Origin of the sequence: Pseudomonas sp. A-RE-19 (assembly GCF_019956555.1) — a bacterium.
Lineage (GTDB): Bacteria > Pseudomonadota > Gammaproteobacteria > Pseudomonadales > Pseudomonadaceae > Aquipseudomonas.
The window spans coordinates 69,046-88,183 of sequence record NZ_JAHBDQ010000006.1; the positions used below are offsets into that span (position 1 = coordinate 69,046).

The 19,138-nt window shown below is 61.0% G+C and carries 18 protein-coding genes; 7 read left to right on the forward strand and 11 right to left on the reverse strand.

Translation table 11 applies throughout. The annotated features are described in order from the left end of the window. Window positions 1-50: 50 nt before the first annotated feature. Window positions 51-1,055 (forward strand): NADP-dependent oxidoreductase, encoded by a 1,005-nt coding sequence (locus KGB14_RS04940; protein WP_223484363.1) that lies wholly within the window; start codon window positions 51-53, stop codon window positions 1,053-1,055. 137 nt (window positions 1,056-1,192) lie between these two features. Here the strand turns inward: KGB14_RS04940 and pyrF are convergent, their stop codons facing one another. Then, window positions 1,193-1,891, reverse strand: coding sequence for an orotidine-5'-phosphate decarboxylase (gene pyrF, locus KGB14_RS04945; protein WP_223484364.1), 699 nt, complete (start codon window positions 1,889-1,891; stop codon window positions 1,193-1,195). Window positions 1,892-2,183: 292 nt separating this feature from the next. Between pyrF and KGB14_RS04950 the strand changes: the two genes are divergently transcribed. The 3 genes from KGB14_RS04950 (at window position 2,184) to xopAW (ending at window position 5,080) form a co-directional block, all read left to right on the forward strand. Then, entirely contained in the window at window positions 2,184-2,942 is a 759-nt protein-coding gene (locus tag KGB14_RS04950) for a response regulator (protein WP_223484365.1), read from the forward strand. Beyond that, entirely contained in the window at window positions 2,942-3,997 is a 1,056-nt protein-coding gene (locus tag KGB14_RS04955) for a sensor histidine kinase (RefSeq protein WP_223484366.1), read from the forward strand. The genes KGB14_RS04950 and KGB14_RS04955 overlap by 1 nt, the downstream gene beginning before the upstream one ends. Before the next feature lie 234 nt (window positions 3,998-4,231). Beyond that, window positions 4,232-5,080: a XopAW family type III secretion system calcium-binding effector gene (gene xopAW / locus KGB14_RS04960; RefSeq protein ID WP_223484367.1), complete on the forward strand. Its 849-nt coding sequence runs from the start codon at window positions 4,232-4,234 to the stop codon at window positions 5,078-5,080. A gap of 122 nt (window positions 5,081-5,202) precedes the next feature. Here the strand turns inward: xopAW and KGB14_RS04965 are convergent, their stop codons facing one another. From KGB14_RS04965 to KGB14_RS05010, 10 genes are all read right to left on the reverse strand, one after another. Then, the gene (locus KGB14_RS04965; RefSeq protein WP_223484368.1) at window positions 5,203-6,258 is read right to left on the reverse strand and encodes an AI-2E family transporter; all 1,056 of its coding nucleotides are present in this window, start codon (window positions 6,256-6,258) and stop codon (window positions 5,203-5,205) included. Between the two features lie 68 nt (window positions 6,259-6,326). After that, window positions 6,327-7,133, reverse strand: coding sequence for a DUF4892 domain-containing protein (locus tag KGB14_RS04970; RefSeq protein ID WP_223484369.1), 807 nt, complete (start codon window positions 7,131-7,133; stop codon window positions 6,327-6,329). Between the two features lie 8 nt (window positions 7,134-7,141). Then, window positions 7,142-7,801: a glutathione S-transferase family protein gene (locus KGB14_RS04975; protein ID WP_223484370.1), complete on the reverse strand. Its 660-nt coding sequence runs from the start codon at window positions 7,799-7,801 to the stop codon at window positions 7,142-7,144. Window positions 7,802-7,851: 50 nt separating this feature from the next. Then, window positions 7,852-8,706: an alpha/beta hydrolase gene (locus KGB14_RS04980; RefSeq protein ID WP_223484371.1), complete on the reverse strand. Its 855-nt coding sequence runs from the start codon at window positions 8,704-8,706 to the stop codon at window positions 7,852-7,854. Beyond that, window positions 8,703-9,509 carry an alpha/beta fold hydrolase gene (locus KGB14_RS04985; RefSeq protein ID WP_411740772.1) on the reverse strand — a complete coding sequence of 269 codons (807 nt, stop codon included), beginning with the start codon at window positions 9,507-9,509 and terminating at the stop codon, window positions 8,703-8,705. Before KGB14_RS04985 ends, KGB14_RS04980 begins: the two co-directional genes overlap by 4 nt. A 176-nt stretch (window positions 9,510-9,685) precedes the next feature. After that, a complete protein-coding gene (locus KGB14_RS04990) occupies window positions 9,686-10,129 on the reverse strand; it encodes a hotdog fold thioesterase (protein WP_105342844.1) in 444 nt (147 codons plus the stop codon). A 32-nt stretch (window positions 10,130-10,161) separates the two neighbouring features. Beyond that, a complete protein-coding gene (locus KGB14_RS04995; RefSeq protein WP_223484372.1) occupies window positions 10,162-11,829 on the reverse strand; it encodes an AMP-binding protein in 1,668 nt (555 codons plus the stop codon). Between the two features lie 219 nt (window positions 11,830-12,048). Next, complete coding sequence (gene sixA, locus KGB14_RS05000; RefSeq protein WP_223484373.1) at window positions 12,049-12,501, reverse strand: phosphohistidine phosphatase SixA; 453 nt, start codon at window positions 12,499-12,501, stop codon at window positions 12,049-12,051. Further along, complete coding sequence (locus KGB14_RS05005; protein WP_223484374.1) at window positions 12,498-12,845, reverse strand: DUF4389 domain-containing protein; 348 nt, start codon at window positions 12,843-12,845, stop codon at window positions 12,498-12,500. The genes sixA and KGB14_RS05005 overlap by 4 nt, the downstream gene beginning before the upstream one ends. Window positions 12,846-12,876: 31 nt before the next feature. After that, the gene (locus KGB14_RS05010; protein WP_223484375.1) at window positions 12,877-13,902 is read right to left on the reverse strand and encodes an NAD(P)H-dependent glycerol-3-phosphate dehydrogenase; all 1,026 of its coding nucleotides are present in this window, start codon (window positions 13,900-13,902) and stop codon (window positions 12,877-12,879) included. 196 nt (window positions 13,903-14,098) lie between these two features. On the opposite strand from KGB14_RS05010, the gene KGB14_RS05015 reads away from it, so the two are divergent. The 3 genes from KGB14_RS05015 to KGB14_RS05025 are packed head-to-tail and all read left to right on the forward strand — an operon-like array spanning window position 14,099 to window position 19,054. Further along, entirely contained in the window at window positions 14,099-16,222 is a 2,124-nt protein-coding gene (locus KGB14_RS05015; protein ID WP_223484376.1) for a TonB-dependent receptor plug domain-containing protein, read from the forward strand. A 1-nt stretch (window position 16,223) separates the two neighbouring features. After that, the gene (locus KGB14_RS05020) at window positions 16,224-17,156 is read left to right on the forward strand and encodes an ABC transporter substrate-binding protein (RefSeq protein ID WP_223484377.1); all 933 of its coding nucleotides are present in this window, start codon (window positions 16,224-16,226) and stop codon (window positions 17,154-17,156) included. Further along, on the forward strand, window positions 17,153-19,054 hold the full coding sequence (locus KGB14_RS05025) for an ATP-binding protein (RefSeq protein WP_223484378.1): 1,902 nt from the start codon (window positions 17,153-17,155) through the stop codon (window positions 19,052-19,054). Before KGB14_RS05020 ends, KGB14_RS05025 begins: the two co-directional genes overlap by 4 nt. Window positions 19,055-19,138 lie beyond the last annotated feature (84 nt).

A 19,138-nucleotide genomic window follows, 5' to 3' on the forward strand; every position in this document is an offset into this window, starting at 1 on the left:
TCGCCAATGAAGGTCTATCAACAAGGCTTCATTCATCTTGAGTGCCTGTCATGACTACCCAGACCAATCGCCAGTTCCTGCTCGCCAAACGTCCCGTGGGGGCGGCCACCCGTGAGACGTTCACCTATCAAGAAGTACCGGTCGGCGAACCGGCGGCGAGTCAGATTCTGGTCAAAAACGAATACCTGTCCCTGGACCCGGCCATGCGTGGCTGGATGAACGAGGGCAAGTCCTACATCCCTCCGGTCGGCATTGGCGAAGTCATGCGTGCATTGGGCGTAGGCAAAGTCATCGCTTCGAACAATCCGGGTTTTGCCGTGGGGGACTACGTCAACGGCGCCCTCGGTGTGCAGGATTACTTCCTCGGCGAGCCGCGAGGTTTCTATAAGGTCGATCCGAAACTGGCGCCGCTGCCACGCTATTTATCCGCGCTGGGCATGACCGGGATGACCGCCTACTTCGCCCTGCTCGATGTCGGCGCGCCGAAAGCTGGCGAAACGGTAGTGCTCTCGGGCGCGGCCGGTGCGGTGGGCAGCATTGCCGGGCAAATCGCCAAGATCAAAGGTTGCCGGGTGGTCGGCATTGCTGGCGGCGCGGACAAGTGCAAATTCCTGATCGAAGAACTGGGCTTTGACGGTGCCATCGACTACAAAAACGAAGACGTGCAGGCCGGCCTCAAGCGCGAATGCCCGAAAGGCGTCGACGTGTATTTCGATAACGTCGGCGGCGATATTCTCGATGCCGTGCTGAGCCGGCTGAACCTGAAGGCACGGGTGGTGATTTGCGGCGCCATCAGCCAATACAACAACAAGGAAGCGGTCAAAGGCCCGGCCAATTACCTGTCGCTGTTGGTCAACCGCGCGCGGATGGAAGGCTTCGTGGTGATGGATTACGCCGCACAGTTCGCCGCTGCCGGGCAGGAAATGGCCGGCTGGATGGCCAAGGGGCAGCTCAAGAGCAAGGAAGACATCGTTGAAGGTCTGGAAACATTCCCGGAGACGCTGATGAAGTTGTTCAGCGGCGAGAATTTCGGGAAGTTGGTGTTGAAGGTTTAACCCATACCCGCAAACAACACTAACCCATGTGGGAGCGAGCCTGCTCGCGATAGCGGGGAATCAGACAACATTTATGTCGACTGACACTCCGCAATCGCGAGCAGGCTCGCTCCCACATTTGGATCTGCGGCGTTTGGTTAAGCGAGTTCTGCGACAACGGCCGCCAACGCCTTCGCCGGATCCGCCGCCTGGCTGATCGGACGGCCGATGACCAGGTAGTCGGAACCGGCCTCCAGCGCCTGACGCGGGGTCAGGATACGACGTTGATCGTCCTGGGCACTGCCCGCGGGGCGAATCCCCGGGGTTACCAGTTGCAGCGACGGGTGAGCGGTTTTCAGGGCCCGGGCTTCCAGAGCCGAACAGACCAGACCATCCATCCCGGCCTTTTCCGCCAACGCGGCGAGGCGCAGCACCTGCTCCTGCGGCTCGATGTCCAGACCGATAGCCGCCAGATCCTCACGTTCCATGCTGGTCAGCACGGTCACGCCGATCAACAACGGTTTCGGGCCACTGCGCTTATCGAGCACTTCACGGCAGGCGGCCATCATGCGCAGACCGCCGGAGCAGTGCACGTTGACCATCCACACGCCCATTTCCGCAGCCGCCTTGACGGCCATGGCGGTGGTGTTCGGAATGTCGTGGAACTTGAGGTCCAGGAACACTTCAAAACCCTTGTCGCGCAAGGTGCCGACGATTTCCGAAGCGCAACTGGTGAACAGTTCTTTACCGACTTTGACCCGGCACAGCTTCGGGTCCAGTTGATCGGCCAGCTTCAGTGCGGCGTCACGGGTAGGGAAATCCAGGGCGACGATAATAGGCGTCTGGCAGGCGGACATGAGTGGGCTCTCAGGCAAGTCGAAATCGGCGCGCATTGTAGCGGAACCAGCGACGCTGCGGGACCCGATGATCGGTAATTCGTCGTCGCGGCTCAGACAAGACTAGTCCCTGCGTCAATTGTGTCGAGCCCGATACACACACGACACGCCCACAACACCCTTCAACGCTACCCTCGGCAGCCGCAACAGGTCCTACAGCACTTCCCGCCTCACGGCCGGACGCCTATGCTGAAGCCACAACCTCGCAGCCTATCTTTGTGGTTGGCAGCCTATCTGGCAGATGAACGCACGCATGCACAACTCCCCAGCACCTCTGAACGACGATCAAAAAGCGCCGGCCGACGATAAACGCTGGAGCATTCGCGCCCTGATCGTCGACGATGACGTCCCGATCCGCGAACTGATGATCGACTACCTGGCCCGGTTCAGTATCCACGCCAGTGGCGTTACCGATGGCGCTGCCATGCGTCAGGCGCTGCAAGCCGAGCATTTCGACGTGGTGGTGCTCGACTTGATGCTGCCCGGCGAAGACGGTTTGTCGCTGTGCCGCTGGTTGCGCGCCGAATCGGACATTCCAATCCTGATGCTCACCGCCCGTTGCGAACCCACCGACCGGATCATCGGCCTGGAACTGGGCGCCGACGACTATATGGCCAAGCCATTCGAGCCGCGGGAACTGGTTGCACGGATTCAGACCATTCTGCGTCGAGTGCGCGACGATCGCACCGAACAGCGTGCGAATATCCGTTTCGACACCTGGCGGCTGAACAGTGTGCTGCGCCAATTGATCGCCGCGGATGGGCTGGTGGTGCCGCTGTCCAACGCCGAATTTCGTCTGCTCTGGGTGTTCATCGAACGTCCGCGCCGGGTGCTCAGCCGCGAACAGTTGCTGGACGCCGCCCGTGGTCGCTCGATAGAAGCCTTTGATCGCAGCATCGATTTGCTGGTGTCACGCCTGCGCCAGAAACTCGGTGACGACCCGAAAGCCCCACAGCTGATCAAGACCGTTCGCGGCGAGGGTTATCTGTTCGACGCACGAGACATCGGCTGATGCGTGCGCGCTTCGATACGCTGTTTGGCCGCCTGTTTGGTGTGCTGCTGCTGGCGATCGTACTGGCGCATTTGTTAGCGTTTTTCTGGTTCAAACATTACGGACCGCCCCCTCCGCCTCCCCCGCCGCCGTCGGAGTTTTCCGAGCGCTTCGACGGACAACGCCCACCGATGGACCCGCGTTTCGACCACCGGCCACCGCGGCCGTGGTTCGGCGGGCCACTGGTGCCACTGACCTTTCAGTTTGTCTCGCTGATCATCGCCGCCTGGTACGGCGCCAAGCTGCTGACCCGACCGATTCAGCGCCTGAGCGATGCCGCCGAACGCCTGAGTGAAAATCTCGACAGTCCGCCGCTGGATGAGTCCGGCCCACGGGAAGCGCGGCAAGCGGCCCACACGTTCAACCTGATGCAGCAACGCATCCTGCAGCAAGTGCAGCAGCGCTCGCGAATGCTCGGCGCGGTGTCCCATGACCTGCGCACGCCGCTGTCGCGACTCAAGCTGCGGCTGGAGAAGATCGACGATGACAAGCTGCAAGGCCAGATGCGTCAGGACCTGGACGACATGATCAGCATGCTCGATTCCACCCTCACCTACCTCCACGAACAGCGCACCAGCGAGGCGCCACAATGGATGGACGTGCAGGCGCTGGTGGAGTCCCTGAGCGAAAACGCCCAGGACCAGGGCGCCAACGTCCTGACCTGTGGCCATTGCGCACCGTTGCAGGTTCAGCCGATGGCCTTGCGCTCGTGCATCAACAACCTGCTGGACAACGCCCTGCGTTATGCCGGGGACGCGCTGATCACGCTTGAGGACAGCCGCGAGGAACTGGTGATTCGGGTCATCGATCATGGCCCGGGTATCGCGGAGGATAAACGTGAAGCGGTGTTCGAACCGTTCTTTCGCCTGGAAGGTTCACGTAATCGCAACTCCGGCGGCGTCGGCCTGGGCATGACCATCGCCCGGGAAGCAGCGGAGCGTTTGGGTGGGCAGTTGAGCCTGGAAGAAACCCCCGGCGGTGGTCTCACGGCGGTCATCCGCCTGCCGCGCCTCTGAGCCACACCCAAATCCAATGTGGGAGCGGGCCTGCTCGCGATAGCGGTCTGTCAGTTGAATTGATATTGAATGTACCGCCGTCATCGCGAGCAGGCTCGCTCCCACAGGGTCAGGGTCCGACCGGACAAATGTGTGTACCGGACGGTACAAACCCCACATACCCACGACAACTTGCCCCTTGAGGCTGCAAAAACCGGTGCACCCACCGGTTTCCCATTCCAAGGAGTGAGCACAATGATCGGTAGTGTCAGCAACTACACGAGCTATACCAGCACCAGCAGCACCTCCACCAACAGCGCCCGCAGCCAGCAATTCCAGAAAGAACTGCTCGCCAAACTCGACAGCAACAGCGACGGCGCGGTGGATCAGGACGAACTCAAGAGCGCCCTGTCGCAGAAATCCGACGATGGTCTGCTGGTCAGCCTGAGCAAGAACTTCAGCGACCTGGACAGCGATGAAAGCGGCAGCCTGAGCAGCGAAGAAATGGCCACGATGGCCCCTCCGCCTCCACCGCAGCGTGATCAGGCACCGAACACCGAACTGGCCGATGCGCTGATCAGTGCTCTGGACACCGACGGCGACGGCGCCATCAGCAGCGATGAGCTGAGCAATGGCTTGACCAGCGCCGGCAGCACGGCCGACAGCACAGAAGTCTTCTCGGCCCTGGATAAAAACGAAGATGGCACCGTCAGCCAGGACGAACTCGCCGCCAGCCTGACCCCGCCGCCACCGCCACCTCAACAGATGTCCGGTGAAGAACTGTTCAGCCAGCTCGATGCGGACAGCGATGGCAGTGTCACCCCCACCGAACTGAGCAGCGCCCTGGGCAGCGACAGCACCTCGTCGACCAGCACCGACACAAGCGCTGCGTTGCTCAAAGTGCTCGATAGCGACAGCAGCGGTGGCGTCAGCAGCGATGAACTGAAAGCCGCCCTGCAAGCCGGTCGTGAGCAGAACTCCGACAGCTCGACCAATCAGTTCAACGTGACTGAAGCCCTGAACAAAATGATCGCCAATCTGAGCAAGCAGTATTCGCTCGATAACGTGGCGACCGTGGGCAAATACCTGAACGTGGCCACTTAAGTCAAAAGCCTCGCGGGCAAGCCTCGCTCCTACAACATGCGGGCAGACACATGACCTGTAGGAGCGAGCGGTGCGGCGATCCGACTTGCCCGCGAAGAGGCCCTGTGCCGCAACCAAAAACCTCAGGGCCGGCGATCTTCAACCCGAACCTGACTCTTGCTCCAATCGGTCAACAGGCTGTACGCAACTGCCAACAACGTCGGGCCAATAAACAAACCGATAAACCCAAACGCAATCAACCCGCCAAACACCCCGAGCAGCACAATCACCAACGGCAAATTCCCGCCCCGACTGATCAGGTACGGCTTAAGTACGTTGTCGACCCCGCTGATGATGAACGTCCCCCAAATCCCGAGGAACACCGCCATTCCGTATTCACCCTTCCAGGCCAACCACGCCGTGGCCGGAATCCACACCAACGGCGGCCCCATCGGGATCAGACTGAGCAAAAACGTCACAATCCCCAACACCAGCGCCCCGGGCACGCCGGCAATCAGGAAGCCGATCAACGCCAGCACCGCCTGAGCCGCCGCCGTACCGATCACGCCATTGACCACCCGCTGCACCGTGCCCGCCACCAGGTCGATGTAATACCCGGCGCGGTCGCCAATCAGCCGTTCCAGCAACCCATGGACAAACACCGCCAACCGCGGCCCGTCCCGGTAGAAAAAGAACACAAAGACAATACTCAGCGTCAGCTCGAGAATCCCGCCGCCAATCTGCGCACTGCGTGCCAGCAACCAGTTACCGACCTGCCCCAGATAAGGCTTGATCGCCAGCATCATCGCCGCGCCTTGCTGATCGATGCTGTTCCAGATACCCACCAACCGCTCGCCGACCAAGGGGATACCGCCCAGCCAGGTCGGGGCTTCGGGCAGACCATCGACCTGCACATCCTTGATGAACGCCGTGGCATCGCGCACGTGATCCGCCAGGTTGAACCCCAGCCACACCAACGGCGCCGCCACCAGCAGCATCCAGCCCACCGTCAGTAACAGCGCCGCCAGGGATTCACGGCCATGGAGCCAGCGGGTCAGCAGACGCATCAGCGGCCAACTGGCAAACGCCAGCACCGCGCCCCAGAACAGCGCCGACCAGAACGGCGCCATCACCCAGAAGCTCGCGCCAAACAGCACCAGGAGCAGGATCTGCACCAACAGCCGATCGTTATTGGGCATGTAAAGTCTCGAAAAAGTGAGTCAGCAAAGAGTAGGCGAACGCGCCGAGCACGTTCACCTGATGAAGCTTATCGCAACAGTTCGATGTGCAGGCCAGAGCCTTCGACACTGCCGGTCTCCATCCGCGCTGCCCGTACGCCCTGCCCGATCAGCGCCTGGCGCCAGGCTTCGGCATTTGGCCCTGACACATTGACGCGCACCGTGGTGTCCAGGTTCAGGCCTCGGGAGACCAAACGCAGCCAGGTGTCGTCAGGGTCACCCGCCAGTTTGGGGAAATCCAGTTTTCCGGTGCTTTTGAGCTGCCGCAGCAACGTCGCGGACGTCGGCAGCAGATCGCCCAGCGGCGCCGCGGCGTCGAACTGCTCGACGTGCAGATAAGCTTTGCGATTGCCGCGAGTGATGCTGTAAAGCGCGACGAGCGTGTTGTCCTGTGGCGCGGCCAGTCGCAGCAGCAAATAAGCCTGCTGATCATCGGCGCCATAGAGTTTGGCGTTACTGAACACTTCATTGGCCCACAGGCTGCTTTCGCCGCAATCGCGGGCCTGGCACCAGAACAGCAATTGGGCGCCTTGCTTTTGCAAGGCTTCGCGGGCGGCAGTAAACGCTTCTGTGGAGGAATGTTCCGGCGGTAACTCGTAAGTCACCGAGGAGGTTTGCCCGCGCGCGCTGACCTGACCGTCAAAGCGCAACTGACCGCTGATCTTGCGGATCGAGCCCAGCGGGTAGATCCGCTCAAGCTCCACCGCCGGGCGATAGTCGACGATCTGTGCATCGGCCATGCGCGGCACGATCGGCAGGTCCTGACTGCCCGGGATATCAGCGGCAAACAACCAGGGACTGAAACTGCACAGCGCCAGCAGAGTAAGAGAACGCATGGATAGACTCATCGGATCAGCATGGCCTGGGCACCCTTGACGACACTGGCGTCATCGATGCGCTCGGGCACCAGCAAACCACGCTGCACCGCGGGGCGCGCCTCCATGGCTGCCATCCAGCGTTGCAAGGCGGGTAAACCGTCCACCGCCACGCCGGACCAGTCATGACCGCGAACCCATGGGAAGGTCGCGATGTCGGCAATGCTGTACTCGCCCGCCAGAAACTCTACGGCTTGCAGACGCGTGTCGAGCACTTCATACAGGCGCCGGGTTTCATGTTGATAGCGGTCGATGGCGCCCTGGAGTTTTTCCGGGAAATAGCGGAAAAACACGTTGGCCTGGCCCTGCATCGGCCCGATTCCGCCCATCTGGAACATCAACCACTGCAACACCACCGAGCGCCCCTTGGGGTCTTGGGGCAGCAGCTTGCCGGTCATTTCAGCGAGGTAAATCAGAATCGCACCGGACTCGAACACGGCGAAATCGCCATTGGCACGGTCGACAATCGCCGGGATCCGGCCATTGGGGTTGATCTTGAGGAAGCCCTTGGACTTCTGTTCCTTTTTGTCGAAACTCAAGGCGTGCACCGTATAGGGCAGGCCGAGTTCCTCGAGCACGATAGAGACCTTGTGGCCATTCGGGGTCGCAGCGGTGTACAGATCTATCATGGTTGTCTCCCATTTCAACCCGCCCAGCCTCGACAGTTGCCCGGCGCAAGTCAAGGAACGGCGAAGAACCGATTGAAACAGTCTGCGACAAGGTCGGCACCGGATTCGTCATTCAGGTGCAAATGATGGCCGCCAGGCAGCTGTTCACGGCTAAAGGGTAGACGCTCCAGCAACTCGGGATGTTTGGCGAGCATGCCGTCGGCCGCGACCACCAGGTGGGCAGGACAACTGACGCGCTGGACGAAGGCCATCGCCTGTTCAGTGGTCAGACGTAGCGGCGACGGCAGCGTCAGGCGGTTATCCGTGCGCCAGGTATAACCGCCCGGCACCGGCATCAAGCCGCGCTGAGCCAGTAATTCGGCGGCTTCGCGACTGACCGCCACCAAACCTTTCATTCGTGCTTCGATGGCCCGGTCGAGGGTGTTGTAGACCGGTTTGCGTTTTGCCCGCAGATCCAGCTGCGCTTGCAGGGCCATGCCCATGCGCTCGGCGGCGTTTTCGCCTTTGTCTGTAGGAGGAATGATGCCGTCGATCAAGGCCAGGTGGGTCACCCGCTCCGGCAACGACCCGGCCAGCAACAGCGAGACGATCGCCCCCAGGGAATGCCCCAGCAGTGCAAAACGCTTCCACCCCAACTGCTCGGCCACTTGCAGCACGTCATGGGCGTAATCCCACAACGCGTAACCGGCGCCGTTCGGCCGATGCCCCGAGTGACCGTGCCCGGCCATGTCCAGCGCGATGATGCGCAAGCCTTTGAGCTTGGGCGCCAGCCGGGCAAAGCTGTTGGCGTTGTCCAGCCAGCCGTGCAGTGCGATCACCGGCAAGCCGTCTTCGGGGCCGAACAAGTGCGCCGCCAACTCGATATGTGGCAGGCTCAAGCGAACTTCTTCGACGACGCGGCTCATGCGCAATCCTGTTGGCTGCGACCTTCCCAGCGACTGAACAGATTCTTCAGCAGCGCGGCCGTGTCTTGTGGACGTTCGAGGGGAAACATGTGGCCGCCGGGCATGGTCAAGGACTCGCCCAGGGGCATGCGCCCGACGGAACGGGCGTGATGGCGCATCACCACGCGGCTCTTGTGCCCGCGAACCACCGCCAATGGCACTTTCAACTGCCGCGCGCGGCCGGGGCTGGTGTGAGGCACGCCGCGGTAGATGCTGATTTCCGTGGCCGGGTCGAAACGCAGGCGCAGTTTGTCGCCGACTTTTTGCAAACCATATTGAAGATAGGCGTCGAAACATTCCGGGTCGAAGCCGCGAAACAGGGTTTTACCGGCGAAATACAAGCGGGCCGCGTCCAGATCGGCAAACTCTTCCCGTCGCCCCAACGTACGGCCGGCCGGGGTCAGGCGATCGATGAAACCGAAGCGCTTGGCGGCACGGATCACCCATTGATCGGTACGGGTCAGTACCGGGGAATCGAGCATCACCACGCCACGATACAACTCAGGGCTACGCAATGCGGCGTGCAAGTGCAGCACGCCGCCAAAGGAGTGGCCAACGCCCCAGACCGGTTCAGGCTGTTGCTTGAGATGATGAATCAGCTCATCCACCAGATTGTTCCAGTTGTCGTCCGCCGGAAAACGCGGGTCATGGGCGTGCTGCTCCAGATGCGTCACCTGATACTCGGGCGCCAGCGCCGCGAACAACTTGCCGTAGGTCCCCGAAGGAAAGCCATTGGCGTGGGCGAAAAATATCTGTTGCGACATACCGGCAAATCCATGAGCGAGAACGAGGGTTGATTGTCCGTAAGACGGAGTCCTGCAGCAATGACCATAACTGCCAGGAATGGTGGTAGGAGATGTCGCCGCCAAAATTAAAAGATCAAAAGATCGCAGCCTTCGGCAGCTCCTACCGAAGCCTGCGATCTTTTGATCTTGCTGCTTCAACGCGCCGGAGGATTCTCCCCCAACGGCACCACTGCCATGGTCAGCCGCGACACACAACTGGCCTTGCCCTCATCGCTGGTCAAACGGATGTCCCAGACATGCGTCGTACGACCAATGTGAATCGCCTTGGCCACCGCCGTCACGCGTCCACTGCGCAGGCCGCGCAAATGGTTGGCGTTGATTTCCAGGCCCACGCAGTAAAACTTGCTGGCGTCGATGCACAGGAAACTGGCCATCGAACCGACGGTTTCGGCCAGCACCACCGAGGCGCCGCCGTGCAGCAAACCATAAGGCTGGTGCGTGCGATGGTCGATGACCATGCTCGCGGTCAGGGACTCGTCATCGAAGGCTTCGAAGCGAATATCCAGCACTTCGCCGATGGTGTTTTTCTGGATTGCGTTCAACTGCTCGACGTTGGGAGTGGTGCGCCACAGACTCATCGTTGCGTTCCTTTATGGGTGTTGTTCGTCGCTCAATCCTGCCACAGCACCGCCTCGCTGCGCTCGCTCCATTCTGCAAACCGAGCACCGTAAGCCGCTTCGATCATGTTGCGCTTGATCTTCAGGGTCGGTGTCAGGAAGCCGTTCTCTACCGCCCAACTGTCCTTGACCACCACCAATCGACGCAAGCGCTCATGCCTGTCGAGGACGCCGTTGACCTCCTCCAGCAGTTTTTCCAGGCTTGAATGCAAACCCGCCCGAGCCGATCCATTCGCGTCCTGCTGACCGACCGCCGACAGCACGCACAACCCCAGTGGTGCGCTCAGGCCGTCGCCAACTACACACACCTGTTCGATCCGCGAATGCACCGCCAGGCGATTTTCGATCGGCGCCGGGGCAACGTATTTGCCTTTGCTGGTTTTGAAGATTTCCTTCAGGCGCCCGGTCAGTCGCAGATTGCCTTCGGCGTCTTCCTCACCCTTGTCACCGGTGCGCAAAAAGCCATCGTCAGTGAGAGTTTCGGCGGTTTTCTCAGGTTCCTTGAAATAGCCGAGCATGGTCGCGCCGCTGCGCACCAATACTTCGCCGGACGACTCGATGCGCACTTCGACCTCCGGGCACGGCCTACCGATCCACCCGGGTTTGTTCTGCCCCGGCAGGCCGATGTGGGAGTAACCGCAGCTTTCGGTCATGCCGTACACCTCCAGCACATCCAGCCCCAGCTTGCGGTACCAGAGCAGCAGCGTCTGCGGCACTGGCGCCGCGCCGGACAAGGCGATGCGCAAGGCGTCCAGCCCCAGCCCGGCGAGGACTTTGTGCCCGACCCGTTTGCCGATGAAGGGCAACCCAAGCAGGAAGTCCAGACGCGTTGCCGGGATCTTGCCGTAGACACCCATCTGGAATTTGGTCCAGATCCGCGGCACGCCGAACAGCGCGGTCGGCCGTGCACGGCGCAAATCTGTGAGGAAGGTATCGAGGCTCTCGGCAAAGAACACGGTTTGCCCGGTATAGATCGACGCCAGCTCGACGAACATGCGCTCGGCAACATGGCACAGCGGCAGATAAGACAGCAGGCGGTCCGACTCATTAAGGCCGAACAGCTGCGTGCCATGGGTGGTGGCAAATCCCAAGGTGGCGAAACTGTGCATCACGCCTTTGGGTTTACCCGTGGTGCCGGAGGTGTAAATGATGGTCGCCAGTTGATCGGCGGCGGGTTTGGGGTCGTCCTGAATCGGCGAGCTGCGTTGCAGATCGGCCCAACTGAAATCGAAGGTTCCGGACGGACACAGTGGCAGGCTGATGGTTGGCAGGTCGGGGCTGACTCCGGCGGACATGCCCGGCCAGTCATCCAGCTTGCCGATGAACACCAGCGCGGCTTCGGAATGATCGAGTACCTGGGCCACGGAATCGGCGGTCAGATTGGGATACAGCGGCACCGAGACATGCCCGGCCATCCAGATGGCCAGGTCGGTGATGATCCAGTGAGCGCAGTTTTTCGAGATCAGCGCGATGTGGCTGCCTTGCGGTAGTTCGCGAGCCCGTAGCCAGTGGGCGGCACAGCGCGCCTGATGGCCAACGTCGGCCCAGGTCAGCGTCTCGACCTGACCGCCCCCTGTCGGTTGCACCAGAAAGCGCTGACGGGGATGGCGGGCTTCACGCTCGTAGAAGACGTCCAGCGGCAAACGAAAAGCAGCAGACATGCGACTTGCTCCCTTATTTTTGTCTGGAGCAAGCGTAGTCAACCAAGCAAGTGCTTGGTTGACTATTTCACACAAAAAAAACGAACGATGCCTTTACAAGAAACGGAACGCCACCGCTCTTGTAGGAGCGAGGCTTGCCCGCGAAGGGGCCTTCGAAAACGCTAAAAGCTTCGCGGGCAAGCCTCGCTCCTACAAGAGCAGAAGCAAAGCAAAAGCAGATTACGGGTGCTTGATGCCGTTGAGCCTCATCGACCCGATCAGCAGTTCATTGTTCTCAAGCTCGGCCAGGCCGGCGGTGCTGACTCTTTCCGGTGGGTAGCCGGCGCCGTGCTGCAGGTAGCTCAGCAGGCTGCCCACCAGCGGATTGTGACTGACCAGCAAGACGTCACTCACCGATACAAGCTGCTCCGCCACCTTGTCCGGATCGGTATCCGGGGTCAGCCAGTCGACCGTGCGAATTTCCGGCTCGAAACCCAGTGCCTCACGCACCAGCAAAGCGGTCTCCTGCGCTCGCAGGAAAGGACTGGCATAAATGGCGGTGAGCGGCTGGCCGATCAATTCGGCGGCAGTGCGCAACACCTCTACACGGCCATGGGCGGTCAATTTCCGCTCGGAGTCGGGGCGAGTATCGTGAGGTTCGGCTTCACCATGACGCAATACCCAGAGTTTCATAGCTTCGGTTCCTCATCTCGGGCCGGATGCGGTGCCGGCGCCACAACGTGAGGCGCTTCACCTTCCGGTGTACGCGGCGTCGGCCAGTCGGCGAACGGCCAGGGCTTCTGGTCGCTGTGAAAGCTGCCGAAACGACCGATCTGCGCCAGAAACTGGCTCAGGCTGTCGCCGAAATTCATCAAGCTGGCGCTCGGTGCGCCATAAATCAAACGATAGATCAGCTGCACCAACACCACCGCACCGAGGATGAACTGCGCCACTTGCCAGACCAGCACATAGACAACCATCCACAACACCCGCAGCAGGATGGATTCGTACTTGGCTTCTATTTTCGGATCGTTCATGTCTCGCTCCCTGCCCTAGTAGGTTGAATACTCAGTTGAAACCGCTGGTGGAAATAAAGTCCACGTCGGTTTTCGGTTCGGCGCGCATCAATAGCTCAATCACTTGGTCAAGCGTGCGCCCTTCGAACAGAATCGCGTGCAATCCGGCGACCAGCGGCATATACACGCCCACTTCCTGGGCTTTGGCCTTGAGCACCTTGAGGGTGTTCACGCCTTCGGCGACTTCGCCCAGACGCGTCACCGCATCCTCCAGGCTCAAGCCCTGGCCGAGGGCAAACCCGACCTGATAGTTGCGGCTTTTGGGCGATGAACAGGTAACGATCAAATCGCCGACACCCGCCAGCCCCAGGAACGTCATCGGGTTGGCGCCCTGATTCACCGCGAAGCGGGTCATTTCCGCCAGTGCCCGGGTGATCAGCATGCTTTTGGTGTTTTCGCCCATGCCCAACGCCACCGCCATGCCGGCGATGATGGCGTAGACGTTTTTCAGCGCCCCGCCCAGTTCCACGCCAAAGCGGTCGGCGCTGGCGTACACGCGAAAGGTGCGGCCATGCAGCGCGGCCTGGACTTGCTGGCAAAGATCTTCATCTTCGCTGGCGACCACCGTGGCGGTCAGCGCGTGTTCGGCGATTTCACGGGCAAGATTCGGCCCGGACAGCACGCCAATGCGCGCTTGCGGGGCGATGTCTTCGAGGATCTCGCTCATCAGCTTGAACGTATGGGCTTCGATGCCTTTGGTCAGGCTCACCAGCAGCTTGCCGCTCAACAGCTGGGCGTAGGGTGCCAGGACTGAGCGCAGCGCGCTGGACGGCAGCGCGACGAAGCACAGGTCGCAGGCCTCCAGCGTGGCTTGCAGGTCAGTGACCGCCTCCACAGCCGGAAGAATCTTGATGCCTTTGAGGTAACGCGGGTTCTCGCGATTGACCCGTATGGCCTCGGCCTGCTCGGGGTCACGCATCCACAACCGGACCTGATGCCCGTTCTCGGCCAGCAGATTAGCCACGGCGGTACCAAAACTTCCGCCTCCCAGGACCGCAATTGGGCGCTGTTCAGTCATATGCAATCCGTTAATCCATACCAGTGGCGATGTCGGCATTATACGGAGCGGCCCAGTCGCGACCAGCCCTCGCATCAATTACCGATACTTGTAGGAAGAAGACCAAGAAAACCAAGGAAAATGCCCACATCGTGACTGGAAAAGTCATTGCTCTCGGTTAACATGCGCGCCAATTAATCGCTATCAAGGCCGCGCCGTGTCTTTTGGCTCCCCTTATCCTCGCTCGCCACTGGTACTGGCGCTGATATTCAGCCCGCCATTGCTGGCCGACGACCTGTTTCTCGACAACGAACCGTTGCCGCAAGTGCTGACGGCGACGCGTCTGAAGCAATCGCCGGCGGCCGTGCCGGGGAGCATGACGGTGATCGATAACGAACTGATCCATGCCAGCGGCGCCCGGGACATCAGCGAGTTGCTGCGGCTGGTGCCGGGGATGATGGTCGGCAATATCAGCGGCAATCAGGCGGCGGTGAACTATCACGGCACCAACGCCAGCGAAGCACGGCGCATGCAAGTGTTGATCGACGGCCGCTCGGTGTACCGCGCGGGCCTGGCCACGGTGGACTGGAGTGATATTCCGGTGGCCATGGAAGACATCGAGCGCATCGAGGTATTCCGCGGCCCGAACACCGTCAGCTACGGCGCCAACGCACTGATGGCGGTGGTCAATATCATCACCCGCAAACCCGCCGACAGCCACGGCACGCGGCTGAAAGTCACCCGTGGCCAGCGCGGCATCAATGACTTCTACGCCAGCCAGGGCACGGGTTGGGACAGCGGCGACTTGCGTCTGTCTCTGTCCGGCCAACAAGACGACGGCTTCGACTCGGACCGCACCGGCGCCGATTACCGCGACAGCCGTCGCTTGAACCGCTTCAGCCTCGCCGTCAGCCAGACGCTGGATGAAAACCAGAGTATCGACTGGCAACTGAACGCCAAGGACGGAACCAACCAGCGGCCGTATACCTATCGTCCGGTGTTCTCGGGGATTACCGCCGCCGGGAATAATTCCGACGTCATCGCCAAGGATTATGCCGGCTCGCTGCGCTGGAACTTGGACATCAATCCCGATCACAGCCTTTATATCCAAGGCTCGGCGCAACACTGGGATCGCCAGCAGACGTGGCGTGCCTGCGATGCCGAGGTCTCGTTCAGCCCGGAGCTGACCCAACTGTGGCAACTCAACCCGAACTACACCGAACGCCTGGCGCGCAACATGGAACGTTACACCGGTTCCGGCGCGCCGGCGGGTACTGCGGCTGAACGTGCGCTGGGCAATCAGGTACTGCGGCAATGGCAAAATGGCGCCCGACAAACCGTCTGCGGCGACATCGACCAGAGCGCCCGGGAATCGCGCTACGACCTCGAACTGCAAGACACCCTGAGCCTGTCCGACAGCCTGCGGCTGGTCAGCGGCATGAACTATCGTTACGACCGGGCAGACTCCGAGACTTACTTCAATGGCACGCTTGACGACACCACCTGGCGAGCGTTCGGCCAACTCGAGTGGCGTGCCACCGAGCACTGGTTGCTGCAAGGCGGTGCGATGTATGAAGACACGCAATTGACCGGCAACTCGCTGACCCCGCGGGTGGCGGTCAATTACCTGATCAACCCGCGCCACGGCTTGCGTGCAGTGTATTCGGAAGCCATCCGCTCACCGGACATGTTCGAGAACAACGTCAACTGGAGTTATCAGGTGACCAACCTGCAGCCCAGTGCCTACGGTCAGACCAGCGCCCGCTATTTCGTCAGAACCCGCGGCCCGGGCGATCTCGAACAGGAACGCATGCGCTCCCGGGAACTGGGTTACAACGGCTACTTCGCAGAGTGGGGGCTGGCGGTCGACGTGAAGCTGTTCTACGACGAAATCACCGGCATGATCAGCGAACCGCTGCGCAACAATCAGTACATTGCCAGCAACTCGAACAGCTCGCGCTTCAGCGGGACTGAAGCCCAGCTCGACTGGCGCGTCAGCAGCGCCGATCGTCTGCGCCTGACCTACGCCTATGTCGATGCCGAGGCCAGTAACCCGCTGGACGCACAACAGACGGCGCGCAACAGCGGCTCCGCCGGTTGGCTGCGCAACTGGGACCATGGCTGGAACAGCGCACTCTTCTACTATGGTGCCGACGCCCTCAACGGTTACCGCTTCGAACGGATCGACACCCGCATCGCCAAACGCATCGGCTTGGGCAAGGCCAATCTGGAACTGGCCGCAATCCTCCAGCAACGCCTCGACAATCAGCCCACCACCTTCGTCGACAACAACTACGACGAGCGCCGGGTGCTCTACTTCAGCGCGGAGCTGGAGTTCTAGGATGAAGCATCGCCCGTCACCGAAGACGCCAACCCTTGGCCGCCTGCTGGCCGGATTGTGCCTGGTGTTTACCGGGCTGCTGTGCACGCTGCCCGCACGAGCCGCCGACATTCTGCTGACGGGGGCCGAGGACAGCCCCGGCGTGCAGTCTTTCGTTCAGGCCCTGAGCGAGTTGCGCCCCACCGACAGCGTGCGTTTCCAGCCTGTCACCAGCCTGCCGGCACCTGGTCACATGCCCGCTGGCACCCGCCTGATTCTGCTCGACTTGCCCAGCCTCGACTGGCGCCTGCAAGACCCCCAGGGCCCGGCGACACTGGTCCTGCGCATCAGTCGCCTGCAAGCCCGCCAACGCCTGGGCAATGACCTGCCCTCGCACCTCAGCCTGCTCTGGAGTGATCCGCCGCTGGATCGACAGTTGCGCCTGACCCGGCTCCTCCTGCCTCAGGCCCGGCGGGTGGGCGTGCTTTACGACAGCCACAGCGAATTCCTTTTGAAAGAACTGCGTCAGGCCGCCCTGCCCCTGGGCCTTGAAGTGGTCCCCGAGCGCTGGGATAACACCCATGACAGCCGTCCCTTGCAGGCCCTGCTGAAAAACAGTGATGTGCTGCTGGGCCTGGACGACCCTGACCTGTACAACCCTAAAACGGTGAAAAACCTGCTGCTCAGCAGCTATGCGCGGCAACTGGCGCTGATCGGTCCCAACGCAGCCTTCGTCAGGGCCGGCAGCCTGGCCAGCACCTACAGCGACCAGAACGATTGGCTGAGGATTCTCGACGAACTGCTCGACCGCCCCTCGAGCACCTGGCCGCGCGCACTCTATCCGCAACACTTCAAGGTCTTAAGCAACCCGCAAGTCGCTCGTTCATTAAGCATTGAACCGATGGATGAAGCCTCTGTCGCAACACAGCTGGCCGAAGGAGAACGCCGCCCATGACCTTCCGTCGCGGTTGGGACATCAATACCCGCACCCAGATCATCAGCCTCGGCCCGGCTCTGCTGCTGACGTTGCTGCTGATCAGTTTTTTCACCTTCGTGCGAATCCAGGACCTGCGCCAGGAGCTCAATCACACCGGGCAACTGATCGCCAACCAACTGGCGCCGGCCACCGAATACGGAGTGATCTCGGGCAACAATGAAGTGCTCGAAAGTTTGCTCAAGGCCACCCTGGCCACGCCCAATGTGCGTTTTCTGGAAGTACAGGACAGCGCCAACCGGATTCTGGTGTACGTCGAGCAACCGTCGGAAACCCACAAGCACTCGCACCAAGTGGAAGTGTTCCAGGCACCGGTACGCCTGCAACGCATCGCGCTCAACAATGACTTCTTACAGAACAGCCGTACCACCGCCAGCGTGCCGGGCGAGGATTATCTGGGCCGGGTGATCGTCGGCCTGTCCAATGACGCCTTCAACCAGCGCCAGCAGGAAATCCTCTTCAAGGCCGGGATCCTGGCCTTGTTCGCCCTGTTGTTTACATTTTTGCTGGCTCGGCGCCTGGCCGGCAGCCTGTCACAACCGATCCACGACATCGGTAACGCCGTCAAGGCGATCCAGGAAGGCGACTACAAGACGCCCCTGCCGATTGTCGACGACACCGAACTGGGCGCCCTGTCGCAACACATCAACAACCTTGCCCAAGGCCTTGAACAAGCCAGTCGCGAACAACACCAGGCCATGGCGCAATTGATCCAGACCCGCGAAGAAGCGGAAAAAGCCAACAATGCCAAATCCGATTTCCTGGCAATGATGAGCCATGAACTGCGCACACCGATGAATGGCGTGCTGGGCATGCTGCAACTGCTGGAAACCACCGAGATGACCGAGGAGCAGATCGAATACGCGGCGCTGGCCTCGGAATCCACCGAACACTTGCTCAAAGTCATCAACGATATTCTCGATTTCTCGCGCATCGAGCGCTCGGAACTGGAGCTGGAGCACATCCCGTTCAACCTCGCGGACCTGATCAGCAGTTGCGCCCAGTCGTTCCAGCACAGCGCAGCGCAACGCGGGCTCGACCTGCAACTGCTGATCCCCGAGGACATGCGCACGCTGCAGGTACTGGGCGACCCGACCCGGATCCGGCAGATCCTGGTCAATCTGGTCGGTAATGCCTTGAAGTTCACCGAACACGGCTGCGTATCGATCGAACCGCAATGGCAGTCCCTGGACCACGAACTGCTGTGGTTCACCTGCACGGTGCGCGACAGCGGGATTGGCATCTCGCCCGCAAGCCTGGAATCGATGTTTAAGGCGTTCCAGCAGGCCGACAGTTCTATTTCAAGACGTTACGGCGGCACCGGACTGGGGCTGCCGATTGCCCGTACCCTGGCTGAGCGGATGGGCGGCACGCTGCGCGCCCAGAGCGAAGAAGGCGTTGGCTCGGTATTCACCCTGGAAATTCCTCTGGCGCTCCATAAGCAGTCACTGCCCATGCTGAAGCCGCGCATACACGCCGGCAATGATCATGGAGAAGGTCGTAATGTGCTGTTGGTAGAGGATAATCCGGTCAATCGCACCGTCGTCGAAGCAATGTTGCGCAGCCTGGGCTTTACTGTCAGCGTCGTCACGGATGGTGCCCAAGCGGTGCGCAGTGCCGAGAGTCTGATTTTTGAAGCGATTCTGATGGACTGCCGACTGCCGGTCATCGACGGTTACGAGGCCACCCGTCAGATCCGCCAATTGCCCGGCTGCGCTGACGTGCCGATCATCGCCCTGACGGCCAATGTCTTGCAGGGCGACCGTGAAGCCTGTCTGTCGGTGGGGATGAACGATTACCTGGCCAAGCCCTTCAAACGCGCTGATCTGCAGCAAATTTTGCAGCGATGGGTGCAGTAGTACAGGCCTTTCGGCTATCTGCGACTGGCGTGAATGACGAAATTGCGGCAGTCTTAGGCACCCGAACAGGTCCCCAAAGGGGCT

Bases quoted from the DNA above. Each gene is read 5' to 3' on its own strand.
- KGB14_RS04980 (WP_223484371.1), bottom strand. From the start codon at position 8,706: ATGAGCCGCGTCGTCGAAGAAGTTCGCTTGAGCCTGCCACATATCGAG.
- KGB14_RS05005 (WP_223484374.1), bottom strand. From the start codon at position 12,845: ATGAACGATCCGAAAATAGAAGCCAAGTACGAATCCATCCTGCTGCGG.
- KGB14_RS05025 (WP_223484378.1), top strand. From the start codon at position 17,153: ATGACCTTCCGTCGCGGTTGGGACATCAATACCCGCACCCAGATCATC.
- KGB14_RS04995 (WP_223484372.1), bottom strand. From the start codon at position 11,829: ATGTCTGCTGCTTTTCGTTTGCCGCTGGACGTCTTCTACGAGCGTGAA.
- KGB14_RS04955 (WP_223484366.1), top strand. From the start codon at position 2,942: ATGCGTGCGCGCTTCGATACGCTGTTTGGCCGCCTGTTTGGTGTGCTG.
- sixA (WP_223484373.1), bottom strand. From the start codon at position 12,501: ATGAAACTCTGGGTATTGCGTCATGGTGAAGCCGAACCTCACGATACT.
- KGB14_RS05010 (WP_223484375.1), bottom strand. From the start codon at position 13,902: ATGACTGAACAGCGCCCAATTGCGGTCCTGGGAGGCGGAAGTTTTGGT.
- KGB14_RS04970 (WP_223484369.1), bottom strand. From the start codon at position 7,133: ATGCGTTCTCTTACTCTGCTGGCGCTGTGCAGTTTCAGTCCCTGGTTG.
- KGB14_RS04940 (WP_223484363.1), top strand. From the start codon at position 51: ATGACTACCCAGACCAATCGCCAGTTCCTGCTCGCCAAACGTCCCGTG.
- KGB14_RS04990 (WP_105342844.1), bottom strand. From the start codon at position 10,129: ATGAGTCTGTGGCGCACCACTCCCAACGTCGAGCAGTTGAACGCAATC.
- KGB14_RS04975 (WP_223484370.1), bottom strand. From the start codon at position 7,801: ATGATAGATCTGTACACCGCTGCGACCCCGAATGGCCACAAGGTCTCT.
- KGB14_RS04985 (WP_411740772.1), bottom strand. From the start codon at position 9,509: ATGTCGCAACAGATATTTTTCGCCCACGCCAATGGCTTTCCTTCGGGG.
- KGB14_RS04965 (WP_223484368.1), bottom strand. From the start codon at position 6,258: ATGCCCAATAACGATCGGCTGTTGGTGCAGATCCTGCTCCTGGTGCTG.
- pyrF (WP_223484364.1), bottom strand. From the start codon at position 1,891: ATGTCCGCCTGCCAGACGCCTATTATCGTCGCCCTGGATTTCCCTACC.
- KGB14_RS05020 (WP_223484377.1), top strand. From the start codon at position 16,224: ATGAAGCATCGCCCGTCACCGAAGACGCCAACCCTTGGCCGCCTGCTG.
- KGB14_RS04950 (WP_223484365.1), top strand. From the start codon at position 2,184: ATGCACAACTCCCCAGCACCTCTGAACGACGATCAAAAAGCGCCGGCC.
- xopAW (WP_223484367.1), top strand. From the start codon at position 4,232: ATGATCGGTAGTGTCAGCAACTACACGAGCTATACCAGCACCAGCAGC.